The organism is Brevundimonas variabilis (assembly GCF_014199945.1).
Taxonomy (GTDB): domain Bacteria; phylum Pseudomonadota; class Alphaproteobacteria; order Caulobacterales; family Caulobacteraceae; genus Brevundimonas; species Brevundimonas variabilis.
This window is the reverse complement of the sequence record NZ_JACHOR010000004.1, coordinates 122,598-144,642: the sequence shown is the minus strand read 5'-3', so window position 1 is coordinate 144,642 and position 22,045 is coordinate 122,598. Positions and strand designations below refer to the sequence as shown.

Annotated in this window: 22 protein-coding genes; 9 read left to right on the top strand and 13 right to left on the bottom strand. The window is 67.7% G+C overall.

Going from position 1 to position 22,045, the window contains the following annotated elements:
* Positions 1-9: 9 nt before the first annotated feature.
* Entirely contained in the window at positions 10-288 is a 279-nt protein-coding gene (locus GGR13_RS12005; RefSeq protein WP_183213789.1) for a hypothetical protein, read from the top strand.
* A gap of 25 nt (positions 289-313) precedes the next feature.
* On the opposite strand, the gene GGR13_RS12000 is transcribed toward GGR13_RS12005, so the two are convergent.
* On the bottom strand, positions 314-1,192 hold the full coding sequence (locus tag GGR13_RS12000) for a branched-chain amino acid aminotransferase (protein WP_183213788.1): 879 nt from the start codon (positions 1,190-1,192) through the stop codon (positions 314-316).
* A gap of 64 nt (positions 1,193-1,256) precedes the next feature.
* On the opposite strand from GGR13_RS12000, the gene GGR13_RS11995 reads away from it, so the two are divergent.
* The 3 genes from GGR13_RS11995 (at position 1,257) to GGR13_RS11985 (ending at position 4,110) form a co-directional block, all read left to right on the top strand.
* Positions 1,257-2,015, top strand: coding sequence for a response regulator (locus GGR13_RS11995; RefSeq protein ID WP_183213787.1), 759 nt, complete (start codon positions 1,257-1,259; stop codon positions 2,013-2,015).
* Between the two features lie 172 nt (positions 2,016-2,187).
* Positions 2,188-3,531 (top strand): ATP-binding protein, encoded by a 1,344-nt coding sequence (locus tag GGR13_RS11990; RefSeq protein ID WP_183213786.1) that lies wholly within the window; start codon positions 2,188-2,190, stop codon positions 3,529-3,531.
* Between the two features lie 63 nt (positions 3,532-3,594).
* Positions 3,595-4,110: a hypothetical protein gene (locus GGR13_RS11985; protein ID WP_183213785.1), complete on the top strand. Its 516-nt coding sequence runs from the start codon at positions 3,595-3,597 to the stop codon at positions 4,108-4,110.
* On the opposite strand, the gene GGR13_RS11980 is transcribed toward GGR13_RS11985, so the two are convergent.
* From GGR13_RS11980 to GGR13_RS11970, 3 genes are all read right to left on the bottom strand, one after another.
* On the bottom strand, positions 4,100-4,897 hold the full coding sequence (locus GGR13_RS11980; RefSeq protein WP_221230655.1) for a pyrroline-5-carboxylate reductase family protein: 798 nt from the start codon (positions 4,895-4,897) through the stop codon (positions 4,100-4,102). The two genes, GGR13_RS11985 and GGR13_RS11980, sit on opposite strands and share 11 nt — an antisense overlap.
* A gap of 34 nt (positions 4,898-4,931) precedes the next feature.
* A complete protein-coding gene (locus GGR13_RS11975; protein ID WP_183213784.1) occupies positions 4,932-5,435 on the bottom strand; it encodes a type III secretion system chaperone family protein in 504 nt (167 codons plus the stop codon).
* Positions 5,436-5,502: 67 nt separating this feature from the next.
* Positions 5,503-5,790, bottom strand: coding sequence for an accessory factor UbiK family protein (locus GGR13_RS11970; protein WP_183213783.1), 288 nt, complete (start codon positions 5,788-5,790; stop codon positions 5,503-5,505).
* Between the two features lie 180 nt (positions 5,791-5,970).
* Between GGR13_RS11970 and lgt the strand changes: the two genes are divergently transcribed.
* The 5 genes from lgt (at position 5,971) to GGR13_RS11945 (ending at position 10,178) form a co-directional block, all read left to right on the top strand.
* Positions 5,971-6,873, top strand: a complete 903-nt coding sequence (lgt, locus tag GGR13_RS11965) for a prolipoprotein diacylglyceryl transferase (RefSeq protein ID WP_183213782.1) — start codon at positions 5,971-5,973, stop codon at positions 6,871-6,873.
* Positions 6,870-7,943 (top strand): class I SAM-dependent methyltransferase, encoded by a 1,074-nt coding sequence (locus tag GGR13_RS11960; RefSeq protein WP_343060380.1) that lies wholly within the window; start codon positions 6,870-6,872, stop codon positions 7,941-7,943. Before lgt ends, GGR13_RS11960 begins: the two co-directional genes overlap by 4 nt.
* Positions 7,940-8,707, top strand: coding sequence for a peptidoglycan editing factor PgeF (gene pgeF / locus GGR13_RS11955; protein WP_183213781.1), 768 nt, complete (start codon positions 7,940-7,942; stop codon positions 8,705-8,707). The genes GGR13_RS11960 and pgeF overlap by 4 nt, the downstream gene beginning before the upstream one ends.
* Before the next feature lie 95 nt (positions 8,708-8,802).
* Positions 8,803-9,603, top strand: coding sequence for a helix-turn-helix domain-containing protein (locus GGR13_RS16860; protein ID WP_183213780.1), 801 nt, complete (start codon positions 8,803-8,805; stop codon positions 9,601-9,603).
* Positions 9,604-9,653: 50 nt separating this feature from the next.
* Positions 9,654-10,178: an SgcJ/EcaC family oxidoreductase gene (locus GGR13_RS11945; protein ID WP_183213779.1), complete on the top strand. Its 525-nt coding sequence runs from the start codon at positions 9,654-9,656 to the stop codon at positions 10,176-10,178.
* Here GGR13_RS11945 and lpxC read toward each other — a convergent pair whose 3' ends face one another.
* From lpxC to murB, 9 genes are all read right to left on the bottom strand, one after another.
* Entirely contained in the window at positions 10,179-11,078 is a 900-nt protein-coding gene (gene lpxC, locus GGR13_RS11940; protein WP_183213778.1) for a UDP-3-O-acyl-N-acetylglucosamine deacetylase, read from the bottom strand. It lies immediately after the preceding gene.
* A gap of 274 nt (positions 11,079-11,352) precedes the next feature.
* Entirely contained in the window at positions 11,353-12,963 is a 1,611-nt protein-coding gene (gene ftsZ / locus GGR13_RS11935; protein WP_183213777.1) for a cell division protein FtsZ, read from the bottom strand.
* Positions 12,964-13,224: 261 nt separating this feature from the next.
* Positions 13,225-16,596 carry a TonB-dependent receptor domain-containing protein gene (locus GGR13_RS11930; protein WP_183213776.1) on the bottom strand — a complete coding sequence of 1,124 codons (3,372 nt, stop codon included), beginning with the start codon at positions 16,594-16,596 and terminating at the stop codon, positions 13,225-13,227.
* A gap of 252 nt (positions 16,597-16,848) precedes the next feature.
* On the bottom strand, positions 16,849-18,177 hold the full coding sequence (ftsA, locus tag GGR13_RS11925; RefSeq protein WP_183213775.1) for a cell division protein FtsA: 1,329 nt from the start codon (positions 18,175-18,177) through the stop codon (positions 16,849-16,851).
* Between the two features lie 22 nt (positions 18,178-18,199).
* On the bottom strand, positions 18,200-19,114 hold the full coding sequence (locus tag GGR13_RS11920) for a cell division protein FtsQ/DivIB (protein ID WP_183213774.1): 915 nt from the start codon (positions 19,112-19,114) through the stop codon (positions 18,200-18,202).
* The gene (locus GGR13_RS11915; protein ID WP_183213773.1) at positions 19,102-20,037 is read right to left on the bottom strand and encodes a D-alanine--D-alanine ligase; all 936 of its coding nucleotides are present in this window, start codon (positions 20,035-20,037) and stop codon (positions 19,102-19,104) included. The genes GGR13_RS11920 and GGR13_RS11915 overlap by 13 nt, the downstream gene beginning before the upstream one ends.
* A 119-nt stretch (positions 20,038-20,156) precedes the next feature.
* Entirely contained in the window at positions 20,157-20,582 is a 426-nt protein-coding gene (locus GGR13_RS11910; RefSeq protein WP_183213772.1) for a type II toxin-antitoxin system VapC family toxin, read from the bottom strand.
* The gene (locus GGR13_RS11905; protein ID WP_221230653.1) at positions 20,579-20,875 is read right to left on the bottom strand and encodes a type II toxin-antitoxin system Phd/YefM family antitoxin; all 297 of its coding nucleotides are present in this window, start codon (positions 20,873-20,875) and stop codon (positions 20,579-20,581) included. The genes GGR13_RS11910 and GGR13_RS11905 overlap by 4 nt, the downstream gene beginning before the upstream one ends.
* A 31-nt stretch (positions 20,876-20,906) precedes the next feature.
* Positions 20,907-21,821, bottom strand: a complete 915-nt coding sequence (murB, locus tag GGR13_RS11900; RefSeq protein WP_183213771.1) for a UDP-N-acetylmuramate dehydrogenase — start codon at positions 21,819-21,821, stop codon at positions 20,907-20,909.
* Positions 21,822-22,045 lie beyond the last annotated feature (224 nt).

The following is a 22,045-nucleotide window of genomic DNA, read 5'->3' as shown; positions in this document are numbered from 1 at the left end:
GTCGCAATCATGCCGCGTTTCGTCCGGGCCGCCCTTATCGGCGCAGCCGTCCTGTTAGGCCCGATCGGGTGTGCCTCGACGGTCGATGCGATCGACCGAAGGGCAGACGCCCTGGCCGTTAATCTGTCAGAGAACACGCGCTGCCAGAGCCGCGCTCAGCCGGATGGACAGACCAGTGTCGACTGCACCTTGTGGGGACGGCAAAGGACGACCACCAAGACCACAACGACGACCACGGCGGCCGACGGTACCGTCACGACCACATCGAGCACCCGTACGGTTGACTAGAAGGCGTTGATCCAGACGTCAGGCCTCAGGCCTGACGTCGCACCAGCCGGCCGTAGTCTTCCATCAGGCCCAGAGACAGGGCCGCAGGCTTGAACGTGTATTCGCCGATCTCGGACACCGGGGTCACCTCGGCGGCTGTGCCGGTCAGGAAGCATTCCGAGAAGGTGGCCAGTTCCTCGGGGCGGATGTGGCGGATGACCACCTCGATGCCCTTGGCCTGGGCCATGGCGATCAGGGTCTGGCGGGTGATACCGTCCAGGATCGCATCGACCGGCGGGGTGTGGATCACGCCGTCCTGGACGAAGAAGACATTGGCCCCGGTCGCCTCGGCGACATAGCCGCGCCAGTCCAGCATCATGGCATCGGCAAAGCCGCGCTTCTCGGCGGCCGTCTTGGACATGGTGCAGATCATGTACAGACCCGCCGCCTTGGCGGCCGACGGGGCGGTCATCGGGTCGGGGCGACGCCATTTGGCCCACTCCAGACGGATGCCCTTTGCCTTCGTTTCGGCATCGAAATAGCTGGGCCAGTCCCAGACGGCGATGGCCACGTGGGTCTTGTTGTTGATCGCCGACACCGCCAGCGCCTCGGGCCCGCGATAGGCCAAGGGGCGGATGTAGCAATCGTCGAAGCCCATCTTGGCGCAGGTGTCCTTGCAGGCCTGATCGATCTCGGCCACGCTATAGGGCAGATCGAAGTCCAGCAGGTTGGCGGAGCGTTCCAGCCGCTGCGAATGTTCGGTCAGCTTGAAGATTTCGCCGGCATACATACGCTCACCCTCGAACACCGACGAGCCATAGTGCAGAGCATGGGTCAGAACGTGCGTTTTCGCTTCCCGCCAGGGCACGAAATCGCCGTCCATCCAGATCCAGCCGTCACGATCGTCGAAAGGAACGAAGGCCATTGGATAACATCTCCCGGATAAGTCGCCCGGTTAGACCTTCGCCAGACGCTCAGGTCAACGCTGGATGCACGATGATTCGCGACATCCCGTCGGGAAAACGCGCGTGAGCGGCAGTCGTTCAGGCCCCGTGGCCGGTCAGGGATCGGGTCGCCACCTGCTGATCGTCGATGATGACGACCGCATTCGCGAGCTGCTGAAGGAATATCTGGCGCGCGAAGGCTATCGCGTGACCGGGGCCGCCCACGCCGCGGCCGCGCGCCGGCTGATGGAGCTGATCGAGTTCGACCTGGTCGTGCTGGACATCATGATGCCGGGCGAGAGCGGGCTGGAGCTGACCAGCTGGGTCCGCAACAAGGCGGTGCTGTCGCGCACGCCAGTGCTGCTGCTGACCGCACGGGGCGAGGCCGACGACCGCGTCGAGGGCCTGTCGCGCGGGGCCGACGACTATATGACCAAGCCGTTCGACCCGCGCGAGCTGGTCCTGCGCATCGAGGCCATCCTGCGTCGCACGGGCGGCAAGCCATTGACCCCGCGCGAGATCCGGCTGGGCACCGCCATGTTCGACATGGAACGGCTGGAGCTGACCCGGGACGGCGCGCCGCTGCGACTGACCGAGGCCGAGGCCCAGCTTTTGAAGACGCTGGCCCTGCATGCCCATGCCCCGGTCGAGCGGATGGACCTGTCATCGGACACCGCCGACATCACGGGCCGGGCCGTCGATGTCCAGGTCACGCGCCTGCGCCGCAAGCTGGAGGCCGATCCGAAGAACCCACGGTACCTGCAGACCGTGCGCGGCATCGGATACATGCTGGCCCCGGACTGATGGGGGACCGCGCGCAGCGTGGTGGAGGGGGCAACTCTACACCCCGCCTGCCCTGGCCCCTCCACCATCCTTCGGATGGTCCCCCTCCCCGCTGCGCGGGGAGGATAAGCCAGCCCTTGCCCCTCCACCCTCCCGCGGAGGGTTCCCCTCCCCGCGGCGCGGGGAGGATAATGTGAGGCTGGTTCCGCTTTCGGTGCTGGGGCGGTTGCTGAAGCGGCGGCTGCCGACCTCGCTGTGGGGTCGGTCGCTGCTGATCATCGTCATCCCGGTCATGGTCATGCAGGGGGCGGTGACCTGGGCCTTCTTCGACATGCACTGGCAGACGGTGACGGCGCGGCTGTCCGAGGGACTGGCCGGCGACGTCGCCTGGGCGGTGGAGACCTATCAGGACGATCCCTCAGAGCAGAACCTGGCCGTGATCGCCGACCGGGCCGAACGGTCGGTCCAGCTGTCGATCGCCTTCCGCCCCGGCTACACCCTGCCCGCGGAACAGGAGCGCGGTCCGGTCGGTGTGGTGGACCGGACGCTGGAGGCCGCGCTGGCGGGCCGGCTGGACCAGCCCTTCTGGTTCTCGACGACCCGCTATCCCGCCTATGTCGACATCCAGGTGCAGCAGCCCGGCGGCGTCCTGAGGGTCATCGCCCCGCGTGAGCGGGCCGTGGCGACCCAGGCCCATATCTTCGTGCTGTGGCTGATGCTGGCCACGGTCCTGCTGATGTCGGTTGCGATCCTGTTCATCCGCAACCAGGTCCGCGCCATCGAGCGGCTGGCCGAGGCGGCCGAGGCGTTCGGGCGCGGGGAGCTGTCCCCGCGCTTCAAGCCGCACGGAGCCCGCGAGGTGCGTCAGGCGGCAACCGCCTTCCTCGCCATGCGCGACCGGATCCAGCGCCACATCGAACAGCGGACGGCGCTTCTGGCCTCGGTCAGCCATGACCTGAGGACGCCGCTGACCCGGCTGCGCCTCGAACTGGCCCTGGCGCCCAAGTTCAAGCGCGCCTCGGCCATGCAGGGCGACCTCGACGAGATGGAGCACATGATCGACGAATACCTCGCCTTCGCGAAGGGCGAGGCGGGCGAGGCGCCCCAGTCGATCGAGATCGCCCCCCTGCTGATTGCCGTGGGCGAGGACGGGCGACGCGCGGGCGCAGAGGTCGAGGTCATCGCGCCGCCCGGACTGACCGCATCCCTGCGGCCGATGGCGATCCGGCGGGCCCTGATGAACCTGTCCGGCAATGCTGCGGCCCATGGCGAGCATGTCCGGCTGTCCGCCCGGCCCCTGACCTCGGGCGGGATCGAGATCACCATCGAGGATGACGGCCCCGGCATCCCCGAGGCGATGCATGACGAGGCCTTCCTGCCCTTTTCGCGGCTGGACGAAAGCCGGAACCAGAACCGCAAGGGCGTCGGCCTGGGCATGGCCATCGCGCGGGACGTGGTGCGCGGACATGGCGGCGACATCACCCTGGACCGCAGCGATCTGGGCGGGCTGAAGGCCATCGTCCGGCTGCCCGGCTGACACTGGCGAAAGCGCTGGAGAAGGCGCATATTCCTGTTCGACAGGGACATCGGAGATTTCACCATGCGCCGCTTCGCCTTCATCGCCCCGCTCGCCGCCTCGCTGGCCCTTGGCTCGATCGCCATCGCCCAGCCGACCGGGGCCCAGCCAACCGGGGCCCCGACCGTCAACGTCACCCTGGGCGAAGACCTTCAGGAAGAGTCTGAAAAGCTCGGCCAGCGCGAGGTCGCCCTTCAGGTCGCCGAACTGACCGAGACCGTCCAGCAGACCCTCGCCAGCCGCGGAGCGCTGCAGGGTGCGACCATCAATCTGGTGCTGACGGACCTCAAGCCCAATCGCCCCACGTTCCAGCAAGCCATCGACCGGCCGGGCCTGTCGCTGATCGACAGCCTCTCCATCGGCGGGGCGACGATCGAGGGCGAGGTCATCACCGCGCAGGGCCAGACCTTGCCGGTGAAATTCGATCGCTACTCGACCAGCATCGCCGACGTCTTCGGCTATTCGACCTGGCATGACGCCGAGCGCGCCTATGACCGGCTGGCCCGGAACCTGGCGGCGGGTCGCTACGTCACGCGCTGAGGTCGCGCGCGCGGTTCAGGGCGGCCCTGACGGCGTCGGCGACGGCGCGATCCAGCTGTCCCCCGGCATTCAGGGCCTTCAGCCCTGCCTCCGTCGTGCCGCCGGGCGAGGCCACCTGTCCGATCAGTGATTCCAGCGTCCCTTCGCCCCGGGCCGAGGCGGCGGCCGACCTTGCCGCGCCGCGCGCGAGCGTCAGCGCCGTCTCGGGCGGCAGGCCGACGTCCTGCGCCGCCTTTGCCAGGGCCTGGGTGAAGGCATGCAGATAGGCCGGGCCTGAGCCTGCTACGGCGGTCGCTGCGTCCATCAGGTCCTCGTCGTCCAGATCGACGATATCGGCCAGGGGCTGGAACAGGCCATGCGCCAGGGTCCGGGCCTGCGGGTCCTCGGCATGGATGGCAGCCACCCCCTGCCCCCAGGCCACAGCCGTGGTCGGCATGACGCGAGCGATCGGTCGACCCTGAAAGCCCGCCGAAAGATCCCCGGCGCGGACCCCGGCCATGACCGATACGATTGCTGTATCCTTTGCCAGCGCGCCCACGACCGGCTCCGAAGCCGCCCGCCACATCGCCGGTTTCACGGCCAGCACCAGGCAACGGGCACCGGCCAGTTCGTCAGCCGGGGGATTGATCCGGGCACCGAGCACACGTGCGCGTTCGGCCGCGGGCTTGGTCGAGGGCGTCAGGATGATCAGCTCGGCTGGATCGACCGACCCGGTCAGGAGCCAGCCTTCGACCATGGCCGATCCCAGTCGGCCGCACCCCAGCAGGACAACGGGCCCTTGGCGCATGATGTCCGTTCCCCGCGCTGGCGGAACCGAAGGATCAGGCCGTGCCGACGGTGTCGAACAGACAGGCGTCGATCGCGTCCTGAGGCTTCTTGGACCCGCGGATCATGAAGTCGAAGGCCGGATAGTAGCGATCCGCCGCCTCGACAGCCGCGTCGATCATCGACGCCGCCTGGGCCAGGGTCGGACGCTCGCCATGCGGCAGGGCCAGGGAGTGGCGGAAGACGATCTCGCCATCCTCGGACCAGACCTCGAAATGGCCCATCCAGGTGCGCTGGTTGACCATCGAGACCAGTTCATAGGCCGCACCCCGGCGGGCCCGCGAGGCCCTCAGGTCCAGTGCACAGCACAGCTGAAGGCAGTCGCCCTCGGGCCGCCAGGCGAACCACAGCTCGTAGTCCTTCCAGTCGCCCGCCAGGGCGAAGGCGAGGTCGCCATCGTCCGTACGGTCGAAGGGCAGGTTCTCGGCATTCAGAACGTGCTCGACGACATCCAGGGGATCGTAGGGCACGTCGACTTCATGCGGTTCGGCAGCGTCCATCAACAGGCTCTCTTCGGGCGCGACTCATGCCCCAGATCGGGACGGTAGGCGTGTTCGCAGATTCGGCTCAACCGGCTGCGTCCCCGGCGGGAGTTCCACCTGTGGACGTTCCCTTTTTCGGGGACTTCGTGGCCGCAAAGGCCGCATTCAGGACCGTCAGCTGGTCCCGCAGGGCGGCGACCTCGGCCTTCAGGGCATCGAATTCGTCGCGACGGACCAGATCCATCTCCGCAGCGACGCGGTCGGTCTGGGCCCGGAGCGCCGCCTTGGCTTCCTCGCCGGCCGCCTGGGCCAGGCCCATGGCCCCGGTCGTCAATTTGGCGAACTCGTCCATGATCGGGTTGCGGGTCTGCATGTCGGTCTCCGACTCAAAGCTGGTTAAACGAAGGTTACGCGATACGGTGAACGAAACCTTTACACGGTGTCGTCTAAGCCGCTTCGTGCGTCAAAATGACGGCTTTGCGCCGGTGCAGGGGCGACGCCCGGCATCGTCCTTGCTAAAGGGCAGGCCTGCAGCCACCGGAGCGACGCGCGCGTGATCTTCCCCGAGTTCGACCCGGTCATCTTCAACATCGGTCCCCTGCCGCTGCGCTGGTACGCCCTGGCCTATGTGCTGGGGATCGTGCTGGGCTGGTGGTACGCCGCCCGGCTGATCAAGCAGGAGTCGGTGTGGAGCCCCCGCCGCCCCCCGGTCACGGCGCTGCAGCTGGACGACCTGGTCCTCTGGGTCACCGTCGGCATCATTCTGGGCGGACGCCTGGGCTATGCGCTGTTCTATCGGCCCGACCTCTATGGCCAGCTGTTCACCGGCAATGGCTGGGGCGAGCGGCTGGAGCTGTTCCAGCTCTGGACCGGCGGGATGTCCTTCCATGGCGGTTTCCTGGGCGTCGTGATCGGCCTGACCATCTATGGGCTGAAACATCGGCTGAACCTGCTCAGCCTCGGTGACCTGATCGCGCCGGTCGTGCCGATCGGCCTGTTCTTCGGGCGGATGGCCAATTTCATCAATGGCGAGCTCTGGGGCCGTGCGACCGACGTCCCGTGGGCGATCCGCTTCTGCAACGACCGGATCCTGTCGACCTATGGATTCTGCCCCGCCGGCGACATCCCGCGTCACCCCAGCCAGTTGTACGAGGCGGGGCTGGAGGGTCTGGCCCTGTTCCTGGTGCTGACCCTCGCCATATGGAAATTCCGCATGCTGAAGCGGCCGGGCTTCATCATGGGGCTGTTCCTCGCCGGCTATGGCACGGCACGGGCCCTGCTGGAGAACACCCGACAGCCGGATGCCGGACTGGAAAGTCTGCCGCTGGGCCTGACGATGGGGATGTATCTGTCGATCCCGATGGTGCTGGTCGGCCTGTGGCTGATCGTCCGGGCGCTCAAGACGCCGGTGGTCGCCGCTCCGGCCGAGCCGGAGGCCGGGGCCCGGCCAGCGTGACGCTGAAGAGCCGCATCGCCCGCGAGATCGTCCTCACGGGACCGATGACGGTCGCGGACTATGTGACACGCTGCCTGCACGACCCGCAGGACGGCTATTACGCCACGCGACCGGCGCTCGGCGAGGGTGGCGATTTCATCACGGCACCGCTGGTCAGCCAGATGTTCGGCGAACTGATCGGCCTGTGGGCGGTCGAGACCTGGACCCGCCTGGGGGCCCCCGAGCGGTTCCGGCTGGTCGAGGTCGGGCCCGGCGACGGGACCCTGATGGACGACGCCCTGCGCGCGGCGCGGGTCATGCCGGGCTTCCTCGAGGCCTGCGATCTGGTGCTGATCGAGCCCAGCGGGCCGCTGCGGACGGTGCAGGAGCGGCGGCTGGCCGATGCCGATGTCGCCCCGCGCTGGGTCCGGTCGCTGGAGGCGATCGAGACAGACGCCCCCGTCATCCTGATCGCCAATGAGGTGCTGGACTGCCTGCCGGCGCGCCAGTTCGTGAAGACGGACGATGGCTGGGCCGAGCGGCGGATCGGCGTGGATGATGGCGACGGCCTGATCTTCGGACTGGTCGGCATCACCGGCGGGTTCACCCGTCCGGCCTTCGAGGTCGAACCCGGACAGGTGGTCGAGATCGCCGACCAGCAGGCGGCGTTCGGGCGCGACCTGGGACGGCTGGTCGGTGCGGCCTCGGGCGCGGCGCTGCTGATCGACTATGGCCGTGACCGGGCGGGGCCCGGCGACACCCTTCAGGCCCTGAAGCGTCACCAGAAGGTCGATCCCCTGGCCGACCCGGGCCGGGCCGACCTGACCCAGTGGGCCGACTTCCCGGCCGTGCTGGAAGCCGCCCTGCAGGCCGGTGCCGATGTCACGGGCTGTCGGGGCCAGGGCGACCTGTTGCGGGCCCTGGGGATCGAGACGCGCGCGCAGCGGCTGATGTCGGGCCGACCCGAGGCCGCGCCGGTCATCGCCCGGCAGCTGGAGCGGCTGATCGGAGACACCCAGATGGGGACCCTGTTCAAGGCCGCCGCGATCTTCTCGCCCCGCAGCCTGTCGGTCCCGGGGTTCGAGCGATGATCGCGCCGGTCACCCACCCCCTGCTGGACCGGGCCGGGGTCCGCCACGGCTTCTTCACGCGCGAGGGCGGCGTGTCGCAGGGCCTGTATGCCGGCCTGAATACCGGGATCGGCTCGTCCGATGACCCGGAGGCCGTGCGCGAGAACCGCCGCCGCATTGCCGCGCACATGGGCGGCCTGCCCGACGACCTGGCCACCGCCTACCAGATCCATTCCGCCATCACGCGCGTGGCCGAAGGCCCCTGGCAGGGGGAACGGCCCGAGGGCGATGCCGTGGTCACCCGGGTGCCGGGCGTCATCTGCGGTGTGCTGACGGCGGACTGCGCACCGGTCCTGCTGGCCGATGCCGAGGCGGGGGTCGTCGCAGCCGTCCATGCGGGCTGGAAGGGCGCCTTGGGCGGCGTGGTCCACAGCGCGGTCACGGCCATGGAGGCTCTGGGGGCCCGGCCGCGCCGCATGGTGGCCGTCGTCGGCCCCTGTATCGCGCCGGCGTCCTATGAGGTCGGGGCCGACTTCCTGGACCGGTTCGAGCACCACGATCCCGGCAGCGCCCGGTTCTTCGCTCCCGGGGCCAGCGCGGACAGGCGTCAGTTCGACCTGCCCGGCTTTGTCCTGTGGCGGCTGGAACAGGCGGGGGTCGGAGAGACCGCGTGGACCGGCGACGACACCTGTGCCGACGAAGCCCGGTTCTTCTCAAACCGCCGGGCCTTCCAGCGCGGCGAGCCGGATTTCGGCCGCCTGATGAGCGCGATCAGCCTGAAATAGGCTACGCGGCGTGATAGGCTGGGCATCGACGACGGCTGAGCTGCGGGGGGCGGCATGGACCGACCACGGGGTCATGGGGCAGCAGGACGATGATCGTGCAGCGGGCGCAGCGGCCCTCGCCGGGCATCACGGCCGTCGTGCGCGGCTATCGCGAACGGATCGACCAGGGCAACGGAGCGGGTGTCCTGCTGTCCCTGCACGGGCGCCCGGCCCAGTTCCTCGAGATCTATCTGGGCACGCCCTATCAGGCCAGTATCGATGGCGGTGCCTTTGCGACGGTGCCTGACGCCGTCCTCGTCGGAGCCTCGTCCCGCCAGAGCACGCGACTATGGATGAAGGGCCCGGCCGCCACCTTTCATATCGGGTTCCAGCCCACCGGCTTTCACCGGCTGTTCGGCCTCGGCATGGACCAGATCGTCGATCAGGGCGTGGGAACCGGGGACCTGGGTCTGAAACCCCTCGACGACCTCGTCGCCCGGGTGCGCAAGGGCGCGGATTTCGACGCGCGGGTGCGGATCGCCGACGACTGGATCGCGCACCGGCTGGCCTGGGCCAGGCCGATCGAACCGGTGGACCGTCTGGCGCGGCTGATCCGGCGTGCGGGCGGGGCACCGGGGGTGGCCGAGATGGCCGCCCGGGTCGGCCTGTCCCCCCGCCAGCTTCAGCGTCGCTTCATCGAACAGGTCGGGCTCAGTCCCAAACTCTATGCTCGCACGGTGCGGTTCGATGCCGTGCTGGAGGCACGCCGCAAGGACCCTTCGCTGAGCTGGACCGACCTGGCGCATCGCCATGGCTATTTCGACCAGGCCCATCTGCTGCGCGACGCCCATGCCTTTACCGGGTTGCCCCCGTCCAGCCTGATCCCGGAGGGCCAGCCGATGTCCGATCCTTCCTAGCGCGCCCGGCCCTCCCCGCGGCATCGTCGCGACGAACCCTGGAGGACCTGATGAACCGCCGAACCCTGATGACCCTTGCTGCCGGAGCCCCGCTGATGACCGCTGTTCCCGCCCTCGGCCAGACTTCCCTCGCCCCAGACGACCGGACCGCCATTGCGGGATGGCTCGAGGATTACGCCGCCGGCTGGGCAGCCGGGGACGGCGGACGGATGTACCGGATGGCGACGGACGACCTCGAATGGGTCAACATCGTCGGCATGCACTGGCGCGGCAAGCCGGCGGTCGTGGCGGCCCATGACGTCTATCTGGGCACCATGTTCAAGGGCGTGCCGTTTACCCTGCGCGGGATCGAAAGCCTGCGACCGGTCGGACCGGACGTGGTTCTGGCCGTCGTGCGATGGTCCGTGGGGGCGTTCACGGCGCCGGACGGGGCGGTCATTCCCGCGACGGATGACCGGATGACGCTGGTGTTCCGACGAACGCCGGACGGCCTGAGGCTGGCGCATGGGGCCAACATCCAGATCGATCCGGTCGCCGCGAATTTCGATCCGTCGAAGGGACCGCCCGGCGGCTGATCAGCCGGCCATGGCCAGTTCGGGTTCGCGGACGACCTCGCGCCAGGCATGGGGCGCCGCCAGCATGGCGCGGACGAGGGCGTTGTTCACGGCGTGACCGGCCTTGTAGCCTTCGTAGCGGCCCAGCAGCGGTGCGCCGAGGACGTACAGGTCACCGATGGCGTCCAGCGCCTTGTGCCGCACGAACTCGCGTTCCATCCGCAGCCCGCCGGGGTTCAGGATGTCGTCACCGTCGATGACGACCGCATTCTCGAGCGAGCCACCGCGCGCCAGACCCGCCTGACGCAGGGCCTCGACCTCATGGGCGAAGCCAAAGGTCCGGGCAGCCATGATGTCGGCGCGGAAGGTCTCTTCATCCACGACGAAATCGACGACCTGGTTGCCGATGACGGCCGAGGCGAAGTCGATCTCGAAGCGCATCTCGTAGCGATCGCAGGGATACAGGGCGGCGTGCTTGTCGCCGTCGGTCACATGGATGGGCTCGAGGATCTCGATGTAGCGAACGGGCGTGGCCTGGCGCCGGAAACCGGCCCGGTCCAGCAGTTGCACGAAAGGCAGGGCCGAGCCGTCGAGGATCGGCAATTCGGGCCCGTCCACCTCGACCACGACATTGGAAATGCCCAGGGCGCAGAAGGCCGCCATCAGATGCTCGATCGTCGACAGGCGCACGCCGGCGGCATTCTCGATCATGGTGTTCAGACGGGCGTCGACCACGGCCTCGCCGGAGACGACGATCCGGTTGTCACGGTCGGTGATGTCGGTGCGCACGAACACGATGCCCGTACCCTCGCCGGCCGGGCGGATCGCCAGACGCACGCGCTGACCGGTATGAACGCCCACGCCCGCGCAGATCGCAGGTGCGACGATCGTCCGCTGGCGATGGTCGTGACGTGGCGGCAAGGGTCACCCGGCTGTTGTTGGGCCAGTCCGCAGAAATGCGGAAAGGCGGTACGTTGATGCTTAACGGACGTCTCGCAAGTGCGAAACGAAACTCCCGTTTCGGATTGTTTCGGTCCCCGGGACAACGAGCCGCTGCCCGGTTCAGAGACGAAGGCACCGCTCACAATTGAAAAGGGGCGACCCGATGGATCGCCCCTCTCAAACTCAAAACTGCGACCCAGGGGCGGCAGACCGAGAGCCGGATCCTCAGGACTCCGGCCCTAATCCCGCTCTCCTAGTTCGCGAGGCGGCGCAAAAAAGAGGGGATCTCCAGATCATCCTGACCGGCCCCCTGTGTGTCGGGCTCCGGCGCGACCTGTGCCGAAGAGGTGGGACGCATCTGCGGCGCTGTGCGCGACATGGGCGGCGCGGCGTAGTTGGACTGGGCCCGGGGCTTGCGGCCGAACAGGCTCCAGCCCGACTTGCGATGATCGCGGTCGTCGTAGCCCTGGTCGTCGTACATGGGTTCCGGTTCGCGGGCCGCAGGAGCAGCGCGTTCCATGTAGAGGTCGCCCTGGCCCACGGACGGTGCGCGGCCGCGGTCGGCTTCGAACTGTTCGACCCACGGATCGATGATCGGCTCGAGCGTACGCTCCTCGGCGACATGGATCACCGGCTCGGACTGGGCCTGGCGGGCCGCTGCGGCGGCAGCCATGGCGGCCATGGTCGGAGCCGCGGGGGGCGGCGCGAAGGTCGGCATTTCTGCGGCCGGCTCGGCCCGCAGGTGATCGATGCGCGGGGCCTCGTTCCGGACAGGCTCGGAGGCGCGAACGGGCTCGGGCGCACGCACCGGCTCCGACCGGCTTGCGAACGGACCCGGTGTCGGGCGGCGCGTGTCGTGGAAGGTCGACATCGGGGTCGATTCGATCTTCTGCAGGACGACCTCATCCATGCCGGTCGCGACGACCGACACGCGGATCTTGCCGTCCAGGGCCGGATCGAAGGCCGCACCGAAGATGATGTTGGCATCGCCGTCCACCTCGGCCGAGATGGCGTTGGCGGCTTCGTCGACTTCCAGCAGGGTCATGTCCAGACCGCCGGTGATGTTGACCAGAACGGCCTTGGCACCCTTCAGCGAGGTCTCGTCCAGAAGCGGGTTGGCGATGGCGTTCTGGGCCGCCATCAGGGCGCGGTCGTCGCCCGAAGCCTCTCCGGTGCCCATCATCGCCTTGCCCATCTCGGACATGACGGCGCGGACGTCGGCGAAGTCGAGGTTGATCAGGCCGGGCAGGATCATCAGGTCTGTGATCGAGCGCACGCCCGAGTGCAGCACCTGGTCGGCCATGCCGAAGGCATCGGCGAAGGTCGTGCGCTCATTGGCGACGCGGAACAGGTTCTGGTTCGGAATGACGATCAGGGTGTCGACGTAGCGTTGCAGCTCGGCGATGCCCGCATCGGCCAGACGCATGCGGTGACGGCCCTCGAAGGTGAAGGGCTTGGTCACGACGCCGACGGTCAGGATGCCGCGATCGCGCGCGCATTTGGCGATGATCGGCGCAGCACCCGTGCCGGTGCCGCCGCCCATGCCGGCGGTGATGAAGATCATGTGCGCGCCTTCCAGGTGCGCGTGGATCTCGTCGGCGCTCTCCTCGGCGGCGTTCATGCCGACCTCGGGGTGGGCACCGGCACCGAGACCCTGGGTGATGGTCTCACCCAGCTGGATCCGCCGGTCGGTCTTGGCGAACGACAGATGCTGCGCGTCGGTATTGGCGACGACGAACTCGACGCCCTCCAGACCCGCATCGATCATGTTGTTGACGGCATTGCCGCCAGCGCCACCCACACCGAACACGACGATGCGTGGCTTCAATTCCGTGGCCTGAGGCCGAACAAGCGAGAGAGACATAATCTGTAATCCGACCTTCGACCCTGCCCTTCAATACCACCGCGAGATGCCCCGTCGAATCGCGATGGTTATGAGCGCGTTAAGCAAAGCCCCAACTTCGTTAATGGAGCATTACCCGATAACGTGAGTCGTGAAGGCCGGAAGCCAAAACTTCAAGCGTGGCCGCAAGATAGATGCATTACGTAGTCCCAAGAACTTCGTGGACAACAAAAAAAGGGCGGCTCCGGAGAGCCGCCCTTTCCCTTGGGTTCGTTGCCCTGATCAGAAGGCGCGGAAGTTGATGCCGACGTTGAAGCGACGGCCGTAGGGGTCGAAGGTGCTGGCGAAGCCCAGGTAGGGGGGCGGCTCAGCGTCGAAGGCGTTGGTCACACCGGCGCGCAGCGTGATGTCATCCGTCAGGTTGTACCGGACCGAGAAGTCGTGGCGGTAGAAGTTCTCGGTGATGTTCCAGGCGACCGGACGACCGTCGAGGTTACCCGTGGCCAGGATGTCGCGGGTCTTCGCGAGGTCCTGCGAACCCAGCCAGTCCAGCGTCCAGGAGACCTGCACCTTGTCGTTCGGCGACCACGACAGACGCGAGACGCCTTCCAGACGCGGGAAGAAGACGCTGGTGGTCGAGTCGGTGAAGGCGGCCGGGTTGGTCGGGTCGAGGAAGTTCTTCTGCTCGATCAGCCACAGGCCGCTCAGGGTGTAGTCGAAGCGACCCAGGTTGACGCCGAACAGGTCCTCGGAGTCGAAGCCGTAGTTGATCGAGAAGTCCAGACCGCGGGTCTGCAGCTTGGCGCGGTTGACCGGGGCCAGGATGAAGCCACCGACCGGGTCCGAGCCACCGGCACCGACCTTGAAGACGTCGAAGGCATCGCCCGTGGTCGGGTTGTTGCGGAAGACGAACTGGCAGGTCGCCTGGTTCAGGGTCGGGCCTGCGCTGACGCAGTCATCGGCCAGGAACTGCCCGCTCGGCGTCACGATCACGTTGGCGACCTCGATCTCGTAGTAGTCGAGAACGATCGACAGGTTCGGCACGAAGCGCGGACGCAGCACGGTCGAGAAGGTGAAGGACTCCGAGGTTTCCGGCGTCAGGGTGGGGTTACCACCGCTGGAGCTGGCGATACCCGACGGATAGACCGGCAGGTAGTCGTCGGTCGGGGTCGGGGTCGTCTGACCGAAGTCGTAGTTCAGGCCACGCGCACGGGCCAGGGTGGTGCAGTTCGCGATCCGGTTGGCGCGGACCGTGGCCGCATCGGCCCCGGAGAAGTTGGCGATGACCGTCGACGAGCACGGGTCAACGAAGGCGTTAACGAACGTCTGGCTCAGCGGCGTGAAGTTTTCCGACAGGTTCGGTGCGCGGAACGAGGTGTTGAAGCTCGACTTGAAGGTGATGTCGGTGATCGGACGATACACCAGGTTGACACCGTACACGTCGCCGCTGCCGGCGGTCGTGTAGTCGAAGGTCCGGTACGAACCGCTCAGCTCGGCGAACTCGCCCAGCCAGCTGTCACGCAGCAGCGGGATGGCGATTTCGGCGAAGGCTTCTTCGGTTTCGTATTCGACGCCCAGCAGGTCGGCACCGGTGTTCAGCTGCAGCACGCGGCCAGCGGTGTCGCGGCTACGACCCACGCCCTCGGTGAACTCGCGGCGGTACTCGAGGCCCAGGGCCACGCCGATCGGGCCGGCACCCCAGAAGTCCCAGAGCTGGCCGGAAACCGAGGCGACGGCGCTTTCCTGAATGTTCTTCTGACGAACGGCGATCGAGGTGCTGAAGTAGTTGAGGGCTTCAGCCGACTGATTGCCGGCACCGAAGACGTTCAGCGGCACGCACCCGGCGATTTCCGGGTTGGTGGCGCTGGCATAGGTGGTGGCAGCGGTGTTGGGGTTCTGTTCGGCGATCGGCAGGCCGCGAGCGGCCAGCAGGCGAACCCGGCAGACGATCTCGCCCGGACGACCATTGACGATACCCGCGGTGTCGACGACCGAGTCCATCGCGTGAGCGAAACGGATGGCGTCCGGTCCGGCTTCACGGTTGATGTTGTTCATCTCACCGTAGGTGTACGAGGCGCTCCAGGCGAAGTTGTCGACGAAGCCGACCTTGTCGTACGCGCCTTCCAGGGCCGCAACGTAACGCTGGACTTCCCGGTTGTTGGTCTGGTTCCGGTCGATGCCGAAGCCGCGGTGGATGGCGATCGGGGCGGCCAGACCGACGGTGCGGATCGAGCCTGGATCGTTCGGGGTCGCGGCGCTGGCGTTGTTGTAGCGCGTGAAGGTGTTGTTCTGGATCGCTGCACGCAGGTTGGCGGGCAGGAAGGCGTTGTCCAGACGCGTGGTGAAGGCGCTGGTGCCCGAAATCAGGCCGGGGCCGGTGCCGGTGTTGATGGTGCCGCCGAAGCCGGCGTCGGTGATGTAGATATCCCAGAACGAGGCCTGACCGACGTCGAAGGCGTCTTCGGTCGTGTATTTGGCTTCAAGCAGGGCGCTGATGGAGTCGGTGATCTTGAAGTTCAGGCCGACCTGGTAGCGCTGCGACTCCTGCTCGGGGAAGCGCGACCGCTGGTCGAAGGTCGTGACGTTGGCAGTCTCGCCGTCGCCGCCGATGTTCCAGGGGCGGTTGGTGCCGGTGGTGCCGATACGCTGGCCGAAATTCGCCAGACGGGCGGTCGTGCCGTCGAACCAGTAGGTATAGGCGGGATCGACGTTGAAGCAGCCAGCCGCCGTGGAGGAACCGCCGGGGCAGTCCGCAAAGGTCACATCGGGGTCGGACAGCGGGCTCGGGCGCTGCATGTTGGCCAGAGTGGTCGAACCCCACCGCGGACGGTCCAGACGACGGGCGCCGTAGAACTGGGCGATATCGATGAAGCCGTCGTTGATCGGGCCGAGGGTCGCGTTGGCGGGGTCAGCGTCGATGCCGAGGGTGATGCGGCCGTCAGCCAGCCAGTTGATGTACTCCGAATAGACCTCGTCGGCCTTTTCGTATTCGGCGTGGGCATAGATGTTCAGGCGGTCGTCAAAGAAGTTCTTGCCGGCCAAGACCGAGACGCGGCGGGTGTTGGCATCGCCTTCCTGGACCAGTTGACCGTAGTTGGCATCGATCTCGAGGCCTTCGAAGTCCTTGCGCAGGGTGTAGTTCAGCACGCCGGAGACGGCGTCAGCGCCGTAGACCGACGAGGCACCACCGGTGACGATGTCGATGCTCTCGATCAGCAGGCGGGGGATGATCGAGACGTCGACCTGCAGCGTGCCGGCCTGCGAACCGACGTGACGGCGTCCGTCGATCAGCGTCAGGGTGCGGCCCGAACCCAGCGAGCGGAGGTTGGCAAACTCCAGGCCGCCGTCGTTGAGGTTGTTACCCGTCGTGTCCGACGGAACCAGCGAGTTGGACAGGGCCGGGATGGTGGCCAGATAGTCGATCACGGTCGCCAGACCGGTTTCCAGCAGGGCTTCGCGCTGGACGGTGATGATCGGCGTCGGAACGCTGGCCGGGTCGCGACGGATGCGCGAGCCGGTCACGACGATCTCGTCGACGACGGCCTCGTCGTCCTGGGGCGCTGCGGGTGCCGTCTGGGCGAACGCCGGGGCGGCCATCGACAGGATCCCCGCGAGGACTGTCGTGCCAAAGAGATACTTGCGTGTGGAAACCATGAAAAAACCCCAGCCTTTAAACATGCCAAATTGCGGGTGCGCCGCGAACGCGGTTCACCGTCCGGTGTTCACGCTAGGCAGCATTGTGGCGAGGATCAACAACTGGGGCCGTTTCAGGGCTAACGAAAGACGAAGATGTTACAATCTGGACACAGTGCGGCAACACGGGCCCCAAATGGCCACGATTGAGCGACCGGCGGAATTCGACCGCAGGTTGCCGAGTGCGCATTCAGCGATCGCGTTGATGGATGGTCAGAGATTCTCGCGCAGCCAGCCGGCAGCCCGGGCCAGCGGATTGCCGCGGTGGACGCGGGGCGCATCGGCCGCTGTCAGCTGTCGCGTCATCAGCTTGCGCGCCGAAACGGCCTCGCGCGGGCCATAGGCTGCGCGCAACAGGACGCCGGCGGCCGAGCAGAAGGCCGGGCCCGACGCAGCGTCGGCCAGGTGAGGCGCGCGCTGCGGCTTGCCCAGCCGGACGGGACGATCGAACACCCGCACCGCCAGCTCCCGCACGCCATTCAGCTGGCTGGCCCCGCCGGTCAGAACCATTCCGGCGCCGGGTTCGAGTCCCACGCCCGCATGACGCAGGCGGTCACGCAGCAGCTCCAGCGTTTCTTCCACGCGCGGCGCGATCACGGTCTTGAGCATGGCGCGCGGGACGATGACGGGACCGGCCGACGGGTCCTCGCCGCGCGGCGGGGCCTCCAGCATCTCGCGGTCCTCGTTGGCGCTGGCCATGGCCGAGCCGTGCAGGGTCTTGAGCCGTTCGGCTCCGGCCTTGGACGTCGACAGTCCGCGCGCGATGTCGGCCGTGACGTGGTCGCCCCCGACGTTCAGCGATTCGATATGCAGCAGGCTGCGTCCACCCCAGACGGCGGCGCTGGTCGAGCCACCGCCCATGTCGATGCAGACGCACCCCAGATCCATCTCGTCCTCTTCCAGCGCGGCCAGGGAAGCGACGATGGGCGCGGCGGCGACACCCTGGAGGTCCAGATGCGCCAGTTCGAGGCAGTGGCTCAGCGAGGCAAAGGCGCTCTCGGCCATCGACACGACCAGGAGGTCCAGCCCCAGCGATCCGCCGCGCATGGCCCGGGGATCATGCACGCCGCGCGCACCGTCTACCGACCAGGCGATGGGCAGGACGTGGATCGGGCGGCGGTTCGGCAGACGGATCTGGGCCAGCGCCATGCCGATGGCTCGCGCCAGTTCGGCGTCCCCGATCGGATTGGAGCCCAGCGAGACGCGCGCCTGGACCCGGTGGCTGGCCATCTGGCCGATCGCCGTGGTGACGATGACGCCCGAGACCGGGGCCCCGGCCGTGCGCTCGGCCCGTTCGACGGCATGACCGATGGCCTGGGCGGCCTCGTCCATGTTGACGATGGCCCCGCCCCGCACGCCCTTGGACTGCACATGGCTGGCCCCCGCGACGCGGATGGTCCGGTCGGCATGGCGCACGCCGTCCGGCTTCATGATGAAACAGGCGACCTTGGACTGGCCCAGGTCGAGCGCGGCCACGACAGGTGCGCGCGCCGCTGCGCGGGTGGCGTCGTTTGCAGGTTCGACGGGTTTGCGTCCGGCCATGGGGGTGGGCTCTCTTATGCGACTAGACGGCGGGCGAAGGGGCGGGTTCCGGCGACGGAACGGGCGTGTCGGCGGACGGACGGACGGCAATGGCCTCGGGCGTGCGCAGGTCGACGCGCGAGAAGCCGAGGTCCAGCAGGCGCTCGCGCTGGTCCATGGCATCCAGCTGGATCAGGGCGGCCTCCTGCCGCGTGGCCGGGAGCTGGATCAGGCTGCCGTCCTTGAGCCTCAGGTCCCAGCGACGCTCGTCCACGCGCACCAGGGCATCGACCCGGCCCATCAGACGGGGACGCTGGTCCAGCAGCGGCAGGATTTCGGCCGCCGCCTGGTCGGCCCCCTGGCCCACGATCAGCGGCAGGCCCGGATAACGACCCGGATCAGCCCCCGGAATGACCTTGCCCGAGCCATCCACGACAAAGGCCCGTCCGCCGCTCTGCCAGACGGCCAGACGGTCATGCTCGACGACCTCGACGATCAGGGTATCCGGCAGCAGACGCACGACGCGGGCCGACTCGACCCAGCCGACCGACTGGACCCGGGCCTGGATGGCCGCGAGATCAAGGGTCGTGATCGGCTGGCCGGCGCGAACCTGCAGCGCGCGGCGGATCGAGGGCGTGGCTTCGGCGGAGGCACCGGTGATGTGGACGCGGTCCAGCGTCAGACCCAGCCCCGAAGCCACCGAGGCAATACCCTGGTCAACGGATGCGCCGATGCGGTCCGCGCGGGCCCCCGTGGCCAGGACGATGCCCAGCACGACGACGCCCGAGAACAGGGCGATCATGACGGCGCGGGGCGACAGATCCAGCTTGCCGAGCGCGGCGACCTTGGCAGGCGTCGCCGGAGCATTGCGGGGCCCGCCGCGCGACGCCCCAGCCGGAGCGCCGCGTTTCGGGGCCTGTTGATTCTGTCGCCGACCGCCGCGAACTACCGCGGGCATGAGGCGTCCTCCACGATCCAGCGAACAAGGGCTTTGTAATCCATCCCGACGAACGCGGCCTGCTCGGGGGCGAGCGAGGTTGGCGTCATGCCGGGCTGGGTGTTGACCTCCAGAAGAACGAGATCGTCCTTAACATCGTCATAACGGAAGTCGGATCGCGAGATTCCCCGGCAGCCCAGCGCCGTGTGAGCCAGCTCCGACTGACGCAGCGCCGTCTCGAAGACGGCGGGCGGCAGCTCGGCGGGCAGTTTGTGGATCGATCCGCCGGCAGCGTATTTGGCCTCGTAGTCGTAGAAGCCCTTGACCGGGGTGATGTCGGTGACCGTCAGGGCCCGGGGGCCGGTCGCCTCGCCGATGACGGTGACGGCCAGTTCCTTGCCGGGGATGAAGGGTTCGACCATCACCTGCTCGCCATAGGCCCAGTCGTCGGCCCCGACGGCGGCGACGGGGACTTCGCCCTCCAGCACGCGATAGACCCCGACCGAGGAGCCCTCGGCATTGGGCTTGACGATATAGGGTGGCGCAATGACGTGACCGCGGGCCACGGCATGGCGGTCGAACAGGCCGCCGCCCGGCACGTTGATCCCGGCGGCGCGCAGCACGGCCTTGGACTTGTCCTTGTCCATGGTGATCGCCGAGGCCAGCAGGCCGGAGTGGGTATAGGGAATCTGCAATGTTTCCAGGATGCCCTGGACGCAGCCGTCCTCGCCCCAGTCGCCGTGCAGGGCATTGAAGACGACATCGGGCTTCAGGGCGGCCAGCACCTGGGCCAGGTCGCGCCCGGCATCGACGCGCGTGACCCGGGCGACCTGCCCCTCCAGCGCATCGGCACACTGCTTGCCCGACGACAGCGAGACCGCGCGCTCGGACGACAGCCCGCCCATCAGGACGGCGACGTGAAGATCTGAAATCGGGCGGGTCATGATCGGCTCCGGGCGTCCTTGATGCCCCGCACCCGATTGCCTCCGGGAGGGTTAAGAAGCCTTAACCAAGAGATGGTCGGCCGCGGATAAATTTGTGAAAAGCGGCGATGACTTCGCCCCTACTCGTCCGTCCAGGGGTTCAGGACATCCACGCCAAGCGGCGCGAAGTCGCGAACATTGCGCGTCACGACGACCAGTCCATGAACGCGAGCCGTCGCCGCGATCAGGGCATCGACCACATAGTCCACGCGACCGGCCGCGCGCAGGAAATGCAGATTGCGGCCCCACACATCCGCGACCATGGGATCAACGCCGATGATCCGGCCGGCAAATCGCGGCAGAAGTTTCTGGCTGAGCCAGGCCTCGAGATCGATGCCGTGCCTGTTCACGCTCCGGTTCTGGATGCCGAGGCGTAGCTCGGCGACAACGCCGACACTCAGAAAGGTATCGTCTTCGTCTACCGACCCGATCCATGCGGTCACGCCCGGATTTCCCGGTATCTTGGTGAAGTCCGAAATGGCGACGGTATCGAGAAGATACCTCAATCGTCATCCCCGAACGGGGGCGTCCTGGCACCACCGGGCGCGCGCTCCAGCACGAGGCCGGAGCCGCGGAGGGGTTCGAACAGGTCCAGCAGACTGCCACGCGGCTTTACCGCGGACGCATTCTGGCGATCCGACATGGCGTTCCAGTCGTCGATCGAAACGACGACGACCTCGTCCTTGCCATAGCGGCTCACCCGCTGGGGTTCTCCGGCCCTGGCGCGCAGGACGACTTCGCTGAACCGCGCCTTGGCCTCGGCGACCGACCAGGTCGGATTTGAAGCGTTCGATGACATGTTGGTCATCATAGTCAGACCCTGCTCGAATTCAATCCGCCGGACGTCCGATCCGCTTGATCTCCCAGTCCAGCTGGACGCCGGTCTTTGCCAGCACATCGGCGCGGACAGCCTCGCCCAGGCCCTCGATGTCGGCGGCGGTCGCCTCGCCGGGATTGATCATGAAGTTGGAATGCAGGTCGCTGAACATCGCCCCGCCGCCCGTCACGGCATGCAGCCGCCCGCGCCAGCCCGCCTCGTCGACCAGCTTCCACGATGAATGGCCGGGCGGGTTCTTGAAGGTCGAGCCGCCGGTCTTTTCTCGAATCGGCTGGGTGGTCTCGCGCCGGGCGGTGATCGCCTCGATCCGGGCCATGACGGCGTCCGGGTCGTCCGGCTGACCCCGGAACACGGCCTCGAGCCACAGGATGTCGGCCGGGGCCTCGGAATGGCGATAGGTGTAGCCGAAATCGGCCAGGTCATAGTCGACCCTCTGGCCGTTGCGGGTCAGACCCCGGGCCGAGACCAGGACGTCCTTCGTCTCGGAGCCATAGCAGCCCGCATTCATGGTCAGGGCCCCGCCGATGGTGCCGGGGATGCCCGCAAGGAACTCCAGCCCGGCGATGCCGGCCTTCGCCGAGGCCTTTGCGACCATGGCGTCCAGCGCACCGGCCCCGACGGTCAGGGTCTGGCCGTCGACGGCGATCCCGGCAAAGGCCCGGCCCGCCAGCCGGATCACCACACCCTCGACGCCGCCGTCGCGCACGATGACATTGGACCCGACGCCCAGCACCGTCAGCGGCACGTTGGGGGCGATCGCCTTCAGGAAGTCCGCAAGGTCTTCCGCATCGGCCGGGATGAACAGCACATCGGCCGCGCCTCCGACCCGGAACCAGGTGAACGGGGCCAGCGGTTCGTCTCGCAGCAGCTTGCCACGCACGGTGGGAAGGGTGTTACGCCAGGTCATGCGCATCCCCCGCCTTCGTCATTCTCCGGCGCGCAGCGACCGGGGAACCCAGCGGCGCGCGAACGCGCGACCCTGTCGCGGACACAGCGTGGGTGAAAAGATCGCCTTCGGCACCGCTGGGTCCCCCGGTCTCCGCTGCGCTTCGCCGGAGGATGACGAAAGCCCTGGTCTTCGCTGCGCTTCGCCGGAGGATGACGAAAGCCCCGGGGCTCACGCCAGCGCTT

Bases quoted from the DNA above. Each gene is read 5' to 3' on its own strand.
- murB (WP_183213771.1), bottom strand. From the start codon at position 21,821: ATGACCTGGCGTAACACCCTTCCCACCGTGCGTGGCAAGCTGCTGCGA.
- GGR13_RS12005 (WP_183213789.1), top strand. From the start codon at position 10: ATGCCGCGTTTCGTCCGGGCCGCCCTTATCGGCGCAGCCGTCCTGTTA.
- GGR13_RS11985 (WP_183213785.1), top strand. From the start codon at position 3,595: ATGCGCCGCTTCGCCTTCATCGCCCCGCTCGCCGCCTCGCTGGCCCTT.
- GGR13_RS11905 (WP_221230653.1), bottom strand. From the start codon at position 20,875: ATGTCATCGAACGCTTCAAATCCGACCTGGTCGGTCGCCGAGGCCAAG.
- GGR13_RS11980 (WP_221230655.1), bottom strand. From the start codon at position 4,897: ATGCGCCAAGGGCCCGTTGTCCTGCTGGGGTGCGGCCGACTGGGATCG.
- GGR13_RS11975 (WP_183213784.1), bottom strand. From the start codon at position 5,435: ATGGACGCTGCCGAACCGCATGAAGTCGACGTGCCCTACGATCCCCTG.
- pgeF (WP_183213781.1), top strand. From the start codon at position 7,940: ATGATCGCGCCGGTCACCCACCCCCTGCTGGACCGGGCCGGGGTCCGC.
- GGR13_RS11915 (WP_183213773.1), bottom strand. From the start codon at position 20,037: ATGACCCGCCCGATTTCAGATCTTCACGTCGCCGTCCTGATGGGCGGG.
- ftsZ (WP_183213777.1), bottom strand. From the start codon at position 12,963: ATGTCTCTCTCGCTTGTTCGGCCTCAGGCCACGGAATTGAAGCCACGC.
- GGR13_RS11945 (WP_183213779.1), top strand. From the start codon at position 9,654: ATGAACCGCCGAACCCTGATGACCCTTGCTGCCGGAGCCCCGCTGATG.
- GGR13_RS11920 (WP_183213774.1), bottom strand. From the start codon at position 19,114: ATGCCCGCGGTAGTTCGCGGCGGTCGGCGACAGAATCAACAGGCCCCG.
- GGR13_RS12000 (WP_183213788.1), bottom strand. From the start codon at position 1,192: ATGGCCTTCGTTCCTTTCGACGATCGTGACGGCTGGATCTGGATGGAC.
- ftsA (WP_183213775.1), bottom strand. From the start codon at position 18,177: ATGGCCGGACGCAAACCCGTCGAACCTGCAAACGACGCCACCCGCGCA.
- GGR13_RS11970 (WP_183213783.1), bottom strand. From the start codon at position 5,790: ATGCAGACCCGCAACCCGATCATGGACGAGTTCGCCAAATTGACGACC.
- GGR13_RS11930 (WP_183213776.1), bottom strand. From the start codon at position 16,596: ATGGTTTCCACACGCAAGTATCTCTTTGGCACGACAGTCCTCGCGGGG.
- GGR13_RS11995 (WP_183213787.1), top strand. From the start codon at position 1,257: ATGCACGATGATTCGCGACATCCCGTCGGGAAAACGCGCGTGAGCGGC.